The 8,738-nt window shown below is 72.7% G+C and carries 8 protein-coding genes and 1 pseudogene; 1 reads left to right on the top strand and 8 read right to left on the bottom strand.

Translation table 11 applies throughout. The features are described from left to right. Positions 1 to 288 precede the first annotated feature (288 nt). From ACFQ3T_RS31595 to ACFQ3T_RS31585, 3 genes are all read right to left on the bottom strand, one after another. Complete coding sequence (locus tag ACFQ3T_RS31595; RefSeq protein WP_380728945.1) at positions 289 to 903, bottom strand: hypothetical protein; 615 nt, start codon at positions 901 to 903, stop codon at positions 289 to 291. Positions 904 to 938: 35 nt separating this feature from the next. Next, positions 939 to 1,571 (bottom strand): hypothetical protein, encoded by a 633-nt coding sequence (locus ACFQ3T_RS31590; RefSeq protein ID WP_380728944.1) that lies wholly within the window; start codon positions 1,569 to 1,571, stop codon positions 939 to 941. A 186-nt stretch (positions 1,572 to 1,757) separates the two neighbouring features. Further along, entirely contained in the window at positions 1,758 to 4,058 is a 2,301-nt protein-coding gene (locus ACFQ3T_RS31585; RefSeq protein ID WP_380728942.1) for a sodium-translocating pyrophosphatase, read from the bottom strand. Between the two features lie 247 nt (positions 4,059 to 4,305). Here ACFQ3T_RS31585 and ACFQ3T_RS31580 point away from each other — a divergent pair, with 247 nt between their 5' ends. Beyond that, positions 4,306 to 6,684 carry a DEAD/DEAH box helicase gene (locus tag ACFQ3T_RS31580; RefSeq protein ID WP_380728940.1) on the top strand — a complete coding sequence of 793 codons (2,379 nt, stop codon included), beginning with the start codon at positions 4,306 to 4,308 and terminating at the stop codon, positions 6,682 to 6,684. Here ACFQ3T_RS31580 and ACFQ3T_RS31575 read toward each other — a convergent pair. The 5 genes and pseudogenes from ACFQ3T_RS31575 to ACFQ3T_RS31555 all read right to left on the bottom strand — a co-directional run. Next, positions 6,654 to 7,256, bottom strand: a complete 603-nt coding sequence (locus tag ACFQ3T_RS31575; RefSeq protein ID WP_380728938.1) for a bifunctional DNA primase/polymerase — start codon at positions 7,254 to 7,256, stop codon at positions 6,654 to 6,656. The two genes, ACFQ3T_RS31580 and ACFQ3T_RS31575, sit on opposite strands and share 31 nt — an antisense overlap. A gap of 267 nt (positions 7,257 to 7,523) precedes the next feature. Next, on the bottom strand, positions 7,524 to 7,856 hold the full coding sequence (locus tag ACFQ3T_RS31570; protein ID WP_380728936.1) for an Rv3654c family TadE-like protein: 333 nt from the start codon (positions 7,854 to 7,856) through the stop codon (positions 7,524 to 7,526). Then, entirely contained in the window at positions 7,849 to 8,157 is a 309-nt protein-coding gene (locus ACFQ3T_RS31565; protein WP_380728934.1) for a TadE family type IV pilus minor pilin, read from the bottom strand. Before ACFQ3T_RS31565 ends, ACFQ3T_RS31570 begins: the two co-directional genes overlap by 8 nt. A 191-nt stretch (positions 8,158 to 8,348) precedes the next feature. After that, positions 8,349 to 8,522 carry a DUF4244 domain-containing protein gene (locus ACFQ3T_RS31560; RefSeq protein ID WP_380728932.1) on the bottom strand — a complete coding sequence of 58 codons (174 nt, stop codon included), beginning with the start codon at positions 8,520 to 8,522 and terminating at the stop codon, positions 8,349 to 8,351. A gap of 36 nt (positions 8,523 to 8,558) precedes the next feature. After that, positions 8,559 to 8,738 (bottom strand): annotated as a pseudogene (locus ACFQ3T_RS31555) (type II secretion system F family protein); the annotation flags it as partial.

Genomic DNA, 8,738 nt, shown 5'->3' with positions numbered 1-8,738 from the left:
CAGCGCCGCCGCGACGGCCGCCGCCCTGGCCCGCGTGTCGACGCCCACCGACACCCGCGCCGCCCGGCCTCGGGCGAAGCCCAGCGCCTGGCCGGGGCCGCACAGCAGCCCCGCCAGGTCACCGACGCAAGGCTGTCTCGCCTCGGCCGAGAAGAAGGACAGTTGCCCCACGGACAGGCAGCGTAGAACACACGTTCGACCACGGCCAGTCTCCGAAGGGCTGAACCACGTACCCCATCGGTCTCATCCGTCCCAGCGGTCTTCGTCGCGCGCCGCCGCCGGGACGGCTCAGCCGCCGAGGCCCTTCAACGTCTCCGTCAGCCGCACGCACTGCGGCGCCTTCTTGAACGCCTCGCCCAGCTCCGGGTCGTCCTGCAGCTTCTTGACCTGCTCCTGGAGCTTCGACGGGTCGGCCTGGTCGCCGCCGAGCCGCTCCAGCTTGCCGGCGAACTCGGGGTCCGCCGGGTCGAGCGCCGCCAGCTTGGTGTTCAGCTCGGACAGCGTCGCGCCGGAGTCGGTGAAGAACTTGACCAGCTCGTCGTGCAGGTCGCGGGCGTTCGCCGACGGCGCGCCGAGCCCGTCCAGCTTCTCGCCCGCGGAGGCCATCGCCGTGCCCGCCTTCTCGCTGTAGTCGAGCAGCGCGGTCTTCTGCACGGCCGGGTCGTTGACGCCGCCCTCGAACATGGTTGTGAGCAGCGTCAGGACGCTCTCGATCGTGGGCCCGATGCCCTCGCAGAACGTGCCGGTCCACTCGACCGCGTCGGCGTTCGCCGCGGCGGCGGCGGTGGTCGTGGTCGTCGTCGCGGACGACCCGGAAGCCGTCGACGACGAGTTGCCGCCGCTGCACGCGGCCGTGACGAGAACAGCGGTGAACACGCCCGCGAGCGCGACGCGGTGCTTCACTGAGCCCCCCGGGGTTGGCGGTGTCCCGGCGACCACTACGAGGTGGGCGCCGCGGGCGGCGTCGTGGACGCCGACGGGTTGAACGTCCGCAGATCCTGGCACGCGGGCGCCTTCTCGGCCGCCGCCGACAGCTCCGGCGACGCTTCCAGCTGCTTCAACGGCGTCACGAAATCATCCAGCCGGGTGATGGCCTCCCCGGCGGCCTGCAGCCCGCCGACCGGGTCGTTCGCGTCCGCCGCCTCGATGGCGACCTTCGCGTCGGCGAAGTTCTTGGCGATGCCGGTGAACGTCAGCGCCATCTGCTCGACCTGCTGGTCGCCGCCCGCCACCGGCGACGGACCGACCTCGCGCAGCCGGGTCGCGGTCTGGGTGAACGCGTCGGCCATCTGGCCCATGTACGCGCCCATGTCGGCCTTCAGCTTGGCCGGGTCGTTGGCGTCGAGCTGCGGCGGCGTCTTCGGCACGGTGGCGAACGACGCGGCCGCCGTGCACACCTTGTCCATGTAGGCGACCGCCGCCTCTTCGGTCGAGGAGGTGGACGGACCGGACGAGGACGACGTGGGCACGGGGTCGCCCCCGGAACCGCACCCGGCGACCGCGAGGGCCACGGCGGTCGCGGCGACCAGCGGTAGAAGTCTCATCGGGGTGCTCCCAACAGTGCTCGGCATCAGCCACAGTGTGCCCCCGTCCGGCCGCCCCCACCCGTCCTGCCCCTCACCCGGCCGGGCCAACGACGGCCGTGCCGACCGCAGCCGTGTCCCCGCACCGACCTATCCCGCGCAGGCTTGGCCTGGACGTGCGAAGGCGGGGTGCCCCCGACCGTGGCACCCCGCCTCCTGCCTCTCAACCCGGACTCACGCGGAGGTGGTGGCCTCCGCCGGGGTGTCCGCGATGGCCGTGCCGCGCCGCTTGGACACGACCACGGCCGCCACGATGATGACCACCGCGACGATCGCGATCGAGTACCGGACACCGGCCGACGCGCCCGCGCCGACCGAGAAGCCGACGATGGCCGGCGCGATCAGCACCGAGACCAGGTTCATCACCTTGATCAGCGGGTTGATGGCCGGACCGGCGGTGTCCTTGAACGGGTCGCCGACCGTGTCGCCGATGACGGTCGCGGCGTGGGCGTCGGAGCCCTTGCCGCCGTGGTTGCCGTCCTCGACGAGCTTCTTCGCGTTGTCCCAGGCGCCACCGGAGTTGGCCAGGAACACCGCCATCAGCGTGCCGGTGGCGATCGCGCCGGCCAGGTAGCCGGCCAGCGGGCCCACGCCCAGGCCGAAGCCGACCGCGATCGGGGCCAGCACGGCGAGCAGGCCGGGCGTGGCCAGCTCGCGCAGCGAGTCCTTCGTGCAGATGTCCACGACCTTGCCGTACTCCGGCTTGACCGTGCCGTCCATGATGCCCGGGTTCTCGCGGAACTGGCGGCGCACCTCGAACACGATCGCGCCCGCCGCGCGGGTCACCGCGTTGACCGCGAGACCGGAGAACATGAACACGACGGCCGCGCCGATGATGACGCCGACCAGCACGTTCGGGCTGAACACCAGGTTGCTGAACGACGCGATGTCGTCCACGTTCACCTTGAGCTTGTCCAGCGTCTGGTTGATGGCGTCGCGGTACGACCCGAACAGCGCGGTCGCGGCCAGCACGGCCGTCGCGATCGCGATGCCCTTGGTGATGGCCTTGGTGGTGTTGCCCACCGCGTCCAGCTCGGTGAGGATCTGCGCGCCCTCGCCGTCGACGTCGCCGGACATCTCGGCGATGCCCTGGGCGTTGTCCGAGACCGGGCCGAACGTGTCCATGGCGACGATGACGCCGACCGTGGTCAGCAGGCCGCAGCCGGCCAGCGCGACCGCGAACAGCGCGACGGTCGCCGTGCCGGACAGCAGGAACGCGCCGTAGACCGCGCCGCCGATGACCAGCGCGGTGTAGACCGCCGACTCGAAGCCGACCGAGATGCCGGACAGGATGACGGTCGCCGCGCCGGTGAGCGACGTGCGGCCGACCTCCTTGACGGGCTTGTGCTCGGTGCCGGTGAAGTAGCCGGTCAGCCACAGGATGACGCCCGCCAGCACGATGCCGATGATCACCGCGACGGCCGCGATCAGGGCCGGGTTGCCGGGCGTGCGCGCGATCTCCTCGGACACGCCGTCGAGCCCGCCGAACGAGCTCGGCAGGAAGACGAACGCGGCCACCGTGCACAGCACCGCCGAGATGACCGCCGAGATGTAGAACGAGCGGTTGATGGCGGTGAGGCCGTTCTCGCCGGTCCGGGCGCTGGTGATGTAGACGCCGATGACCGCCGTGAGCACGCCGATCGCCGGGACGATCAGCGGGAACAGCAGGCCCTTCGCGCCGAACGCGGCCGTGCCGAGGATCAGCGACGCCACGAGGGTGACGGCGTAGGACTCGAACAGGTCCGCGGCCATGCCGGCGCAGTCGCCGACGTTGTCGCCCACGTTGTCCGCGATGGTGGCGGCGTTGCGGGGGTCGTCCTCGGGGATGCCCTGCTCGACCTTGCCGACCAGGTCCGCGCCGACGTCGGCGGCCTTGGTGAAGATGCCGCCGCCGACGCGCATGAACATGGCGAGCAGCGCGGCGCCGAACCCGAAGCCCTCCAGCACCTTCGGGGCCTGGCCGGTGTAGACCAGCACGACCAGGGCCGCGCCGAACAGGCCGAGGCCGACGGTGAACATGCCGACCACGCCACCCGTGCGGAAAGCGATCCGCATGGCCTTCTCGCGGCCGCCCGATTCCTTGGCCGCGGCGGCGACGCGCACGTTCGCGCGCGTCGACAACCACATGCCGAGGTAGCCGATGACCGCCGAGAAGCCCGCACCGACGAGGAAGAACAACGACCTGCCGATGCGCTCCCCCGTGTCCTCCGCGGGGAGCATGAACAGCAGCACGAACACGATGACGACGAAGATGCCGAGCGTTCGGAACTGCCGGTTGAGGTAGGCCGCTGCGCCCTCTTGGACCGCCTTGGCGATGTCCTGCATCTTGGAGGTGCCCTGGCCCGCGGCCAGTACCTCCCGGAGCAGCACATAGCCCACGGCCAGGGCAGCCAGGGCGACCACGGCGACCGCGGCGACGAGGCCGCGATCACCTCCGGAGAGCTCTAGGCCCTCCGCGAGGAATTGCCGGGACATCCGTCCTCCTGGTGAGTTTTCCAAGCCCAATGCGAGGGCCACCCCGCTGCTGTGAGGCGGGTCACTCACGCGACTGTCAGCCCCGACACAACGTGATGCACCCCTCATTGGATGCGATAGCGGCGGAGTCTATTCATAGTGCGCAAGGAGGCAACGAGGAGTCCCGATCCGTGCACACACCGTTATCCGCGCAGGAAGGCTCCGTCATGTCGGAGCGGTGTCGGACGGGTGTGCGAAGCTGCGCCCCGTGGCGAACCAGGGACGTCGTTTGCTGGACCGGGTCCTCGCCGGAGTCCCGGCGGGCGAATCGCCGTTGACGCACACCGAAGACCAGCCGGCCCGGCCCGCGCGGCACGCGCCGTGGCCGTCGTGGGCGCCGGAGCCGGTCGTGTCCGCGCTGGTGGAGCGGGGTGTGGCGCAACCGTGGCGGCACCAGGCCGAGGCGGCGTCGCTGGCGTGGTCCGGCGCGCACGTCGTCGTGGCGACCGGCACGGCGTCCGGCAAGTCCCTCGCCTACCAATTGCCGGTGCTGAGCGCGTTGACAGTTGATCCGAAGGCGACGGCGCTGTACCTGTCGCCGACGAAGGCGCTCGGCGCGGACCAGTTGCGATCGGTGGAGGCGTTGGGCGTGCCGGGGGTGCGCGCGGCGTCGTTCGACGGCGACACGCCGATGGCGGAACGCGATTGGGTGCGCGCGCACGCCAACTGGGTGTTCAGCAACCCGGACATGCTGCACCGGGGCGTGCTGCCGAACCACGCCCGGTGGATCAGGTTCCTGCGCCGGCTGTCGTACGTGGTGGTCGACGAGTGCCACACGTACCGGGGCGTTTTCGGCTCGCACGTGGCGCTGCTGCTGCGGCGGCTGCGGCGGGTCGCCCAGCGGTACGGCGCGGACCCGGTGTTCGTGCTGGCGTCGGCGACGGTGGCCGACCCGGCGGCGTCGGCGTCCGCGCTGCTCGGCGTGCCCTGCGCGGCGGTGACGGAGGACGGGTCGCCGCGCGCCGGGCTGACCGTGGCGCTGTGGGAGCCGCCGCTGCTGGACGACCTGGAGGGCGAGAACGGCGCCCCGGTGCGCCGGTCGGCGGGCGCGGAGACGGCGCGCATCCTGGCCGACCTGGTGGTGGAGGGCGCGCGGTCGCTGGCGTTCGTGCGGTCGCGGGTGGGCGCCGAGCTGACCGCGTTGGGCGCGCGCCGGCTGCTGTCCGAGGTGGACCCGGCCCTGGCGTCGCGGGTGGCCGCCTACCGGGGCGGGTACCTGCCCGAGGAGCGGCGGGCGTTGGAGCGGTCGGTGTCGTCCGGCGAGCTGCTGGGCGTGGCGACGACGAACGCGTTGGAGCTGGGCGTCGACATCGTCGGGCTGGACGCCGTGGTGGTGGCCGGGTTCCCCGGCACGCTGGCGTCGTTCTGGCAGCAGGCGGGACGAGCGGGCCGGACGGAGGCCACGGACGCGCTGGTGGTGTTCGTGGCGCGGGACGACCCGCTGGACACGTACCTGGTGCACAACCCGTCGGCGGTGCTGGACCGGCCGGTCGAGGCGACGGTGCTGGACCCGACGAACCCGTACGTGCTGGAGCCGCAGCTGGCGTGCGCGGCGGCCGAGCTGCCGCTGACGCCGGAGTCGCTGGAGTCGTTCGGCGGCGACGCGGCGCTGGCCGTGGTGGAGGACATGGCGGCGCGGCGGGTGCTGCGGCGGCGGCCGAACGGCTGGTACTGGACGTCGCACGACCGGCCGCACTCGGCGGTGGACATCCGCGGGTCCGGTGGCGACCAGGTCGTGGTGGTGGAGGCCGACTCGGGGCGGATGCTCGGCACGGTGGACCCCGGCGCGGCGTGCTGGCAGGTGCACTCCGGCGCCGTGTACCTGCACCAGGGCGAGTCGTACGTGGTGGACCACCTGGACCTCGACGGCGGCATCGCGCTGGTGCACGCGGAGAAGCCGGACTGGACGACGACGGCCCGTGACACCAAGGACATCTCGGTGGTGCGGGTGCTGGAGCAGCGCGCGTTCGACGGGGTGACGGTGTGCCTCGGCGAGGTGGAGGTGACGTCGCAGGTCGTCGGCTACCTTCGCAAGCTGCCGTCCGGCCAGGTGATCGACGCGGTGCCGCTGGACCTGCCCGCGCAGACGCTGGTGACGCGGGCGGTCTGGTACACGGTCTCGGCGGGGTTGTTGGGCAGTGCGCCGGGGGGCGCCGGTTTGATACCGGCGCGCATCCCCGGCGCGCTGCACGCCGCCGAACACGCGGCGATCGGCCTGCTACCGCTCTTCGCGACCTGTGACCGCTGGGACATCGGCGGAGTCTCGACCGCACTGCACCAGGACACCGGGGAGGCGACGGTGTTCGTGCACGACGGTCATCCCGGGGGTGCCGGGTTCGCCGACCGCGGGTTCAACGCGGTAGTCCCGTGGTTGGTCGCTACTAGGGAGGCCATCGCGGCTTGCGCGTGTCCGGCCGGGTGCCCGTCCTGCGTCCAGTCGCCGAAGTGCGGTAACGGCAACGATCCGCTGGACAAGGCGGGCGGGGTGGCCGTGCTGGACGTCGTGCTCGGGGTGGTCGGGGAGAGTGCCCACGACGCCCGGCACGGCCACGTGGTTCAGGACCGGTCGGCGGCGACCAGGCCGTAGTCGGTGTTGCGGTCGGCGGCCTGGAGCAGGGCGTCCCGGACGACGCTCGCGTGCGGCAGCTGCCACGCGCAGATCTGCGGCTTGACCCGCCAGTGGACGACGCCCACCTGGCACGGGCTCGGCGGCAGCGGGACGTACTCGCCCTGGCCGTAGTGCTTGACGTCCCCGTCGGTCGCCACCGGCTCGCCGGAGGCCACGAGGAACATCCAGCGGCCCTCGGGGGTCGCCACGATCGGGACCGGGATGCCGGTGGCGCGCAGCTCGACCGCGGCCCGGCGGCCGAGGTCGGCGCCGACCTCGATGGCGTCCACGCCGTGGCCGGTGGCCAGCAGGATGCTGTAGGAGTGGCCCGTCCACCAGGTGGCGACCTGCTCCGCCTTGGTGCCGATCCGCTCCTGCCAGTCGCCGTGGACGGGAACCGGTCCGTCGGCCTCGACCCCGTCGCGCCCGGCCCACTGCTCGCCCGCCGGATAGGTGCCCGGCAGCACAGGCCACCCGTGCCACGCGAGGTTGACCGCCTCTGCGCGCAGCTCGATGCGGAAGGCCCCGCGCCAGCTATCCGACCACTCCATCTTTCGTTCGCCTCCTGTTGCGTTCCCACGACACCGTGTCGGGTGTTCTTCGACACCGTGTCGGTGCCGCCACTTCAACTAACGCCATGACCGGGGGTTTTGGTAACCGCTTGTCGACAACTGGTCGATGTGGCACGTCGAGCGCGGTGGCCGTGGGTGGGCGGCAGAACGGCGGGGGAACCGTTCACCCACGGCTTAACCGCGAATGTGCGGTCCTGTGAGTCCGCTCACCGTGAACGGACGACCGTTCGTCGCGGCGGTACGTGGTCAGCCTTCAGCCGGCCCCGCACGGGCACGTGCGCCCGGCCTGCCGAACACCGTCGGCGGGCCGGAGACCCGCACGTCGACCTGCCACCCGTCCACCTCGCACGCGTCCATCCGACCGCCCATCCGCTCGACCACCCACCCGGCCCGCGCGCACGCGTGCGCGACGCCTCCCCCGAGCTGCCCCGCCGCCGACAACGCGGCGAGGTCGGCCGCCGCGACGACCCGGTGCCGCCAGACCACCGCCTCCCCCGCCAGCGCCGCGCCGCCGAGCAGCGCCAACCACACCCCGGCGACCGCCACCACCAGGACGGACGCCGCGCCCCGGTCATCCACCGCCCACCCCCGGCTCGACCACCGCGTACGCCCGCGCCCGCAGCGCCACCCCGAGCCGCGAGGCGCCGACCTCGATCCAGGCCGTGTCCCCGTCACGTCGGACCACCACGTGAGCGCCGGCGGGCGCGATCGCCTCCACGACGCCCTGGACCCGCTCGTCGTCGCCCCGCGCGACCAGCCGCGCCGCCTCCCGGGCCGCGTCGGTGCACCGGAGCTGCCCGACCACCGCCATCACCGCCCCGACGCCCAACGCCAGCACGGCGACCAGCCCGCACACCGCGACCGCGGCTTCGACCGTCACCCCGCCCCGGTCGTCCCCGACCGGCGATCTCCCCGTGGGCGGCGGGAGGTCCCGCCGCCACAGGTCCCGTTTCACGTGCGGCGCGACCCGGTCCGCCACCGGACCCGAGCGCCGGCCACCGTGGCGCCACTTCCCCGCCGACCTCTCGGCCGACCCGCCGACCGCACCACCGGCCGAGCCGCAGCCGGACATCACGCGCTCACCGTGAAGGCCCGTTGCAGCAGGCCTTGGAGCAGGCCCAACGCCCAGTCGCCGCTGATCAGCGAGTACAGGAGCACCGCCAGCCCGGCCGCCGCGATGGTCCCGATGGCGTACTCGACCGTCGACATCCCCTCGTCGCCCAGGACTCCAGGCCCACGTCCCACGCTTCCCACCGTTCCTCCTCGCTCCACTGTGGACAGTCACCACTCCGAACCGACATCCCCGACCAGACCGATCACCACGGGCGCCACTCCCAGGCACAGGAACGCCGGCAGGAAGCACAGCGCCAACGGCCCGGCGACGAGCACCGCGGCACGTTGCGCGCGCGCCTCGGCCTGGTCGGACACGGCCGCCCGCGCCGTCGCGGCCAGGTCGGCGGC

The organism is Saccharothrix hoggarensis (assembly GCF_042678885.1).
GTDB classification, from domain to species: Bacteria; Actinomycetota; Actinomycetes; order Mycobacteriales; family Pseudonocardiaceae; genus Actinosynnema; species Actinosynnema hoggarensis.
The sequence above is the reverse complement of the archived record's forward strand: the minus strand, read 5'-3'. Positions and strand labels throughout refer to the sequence as shown.

Excerpts from the sequence above, each read along its gene's own strand:
- ACFQ3T_RS31585 (WP_380728942.1), bottom strand. The coding sequence starts at position 4,058 with ATGTCCCGGCAATTCCTCGCGGAGGGCCTAGAGCTCTCCGGAGGTGAT.
- ACFQ3T_RS31590 (WP_380728944.1), bottom strand. The coding sequence starts at position 1,571 with ATGCCGAGCACTGTTGGGAGCACCCCGATGAGACTTCTACCGCTGGTC.
- ACFQ3T_RS31575 (WP_380728938.1), bottom strand. The coding sequence starts at position 7,256 with ATGGAGTGGTCGGATAGCTGGCGCGGGGCCTTCCGCATCGAGCTGCGC.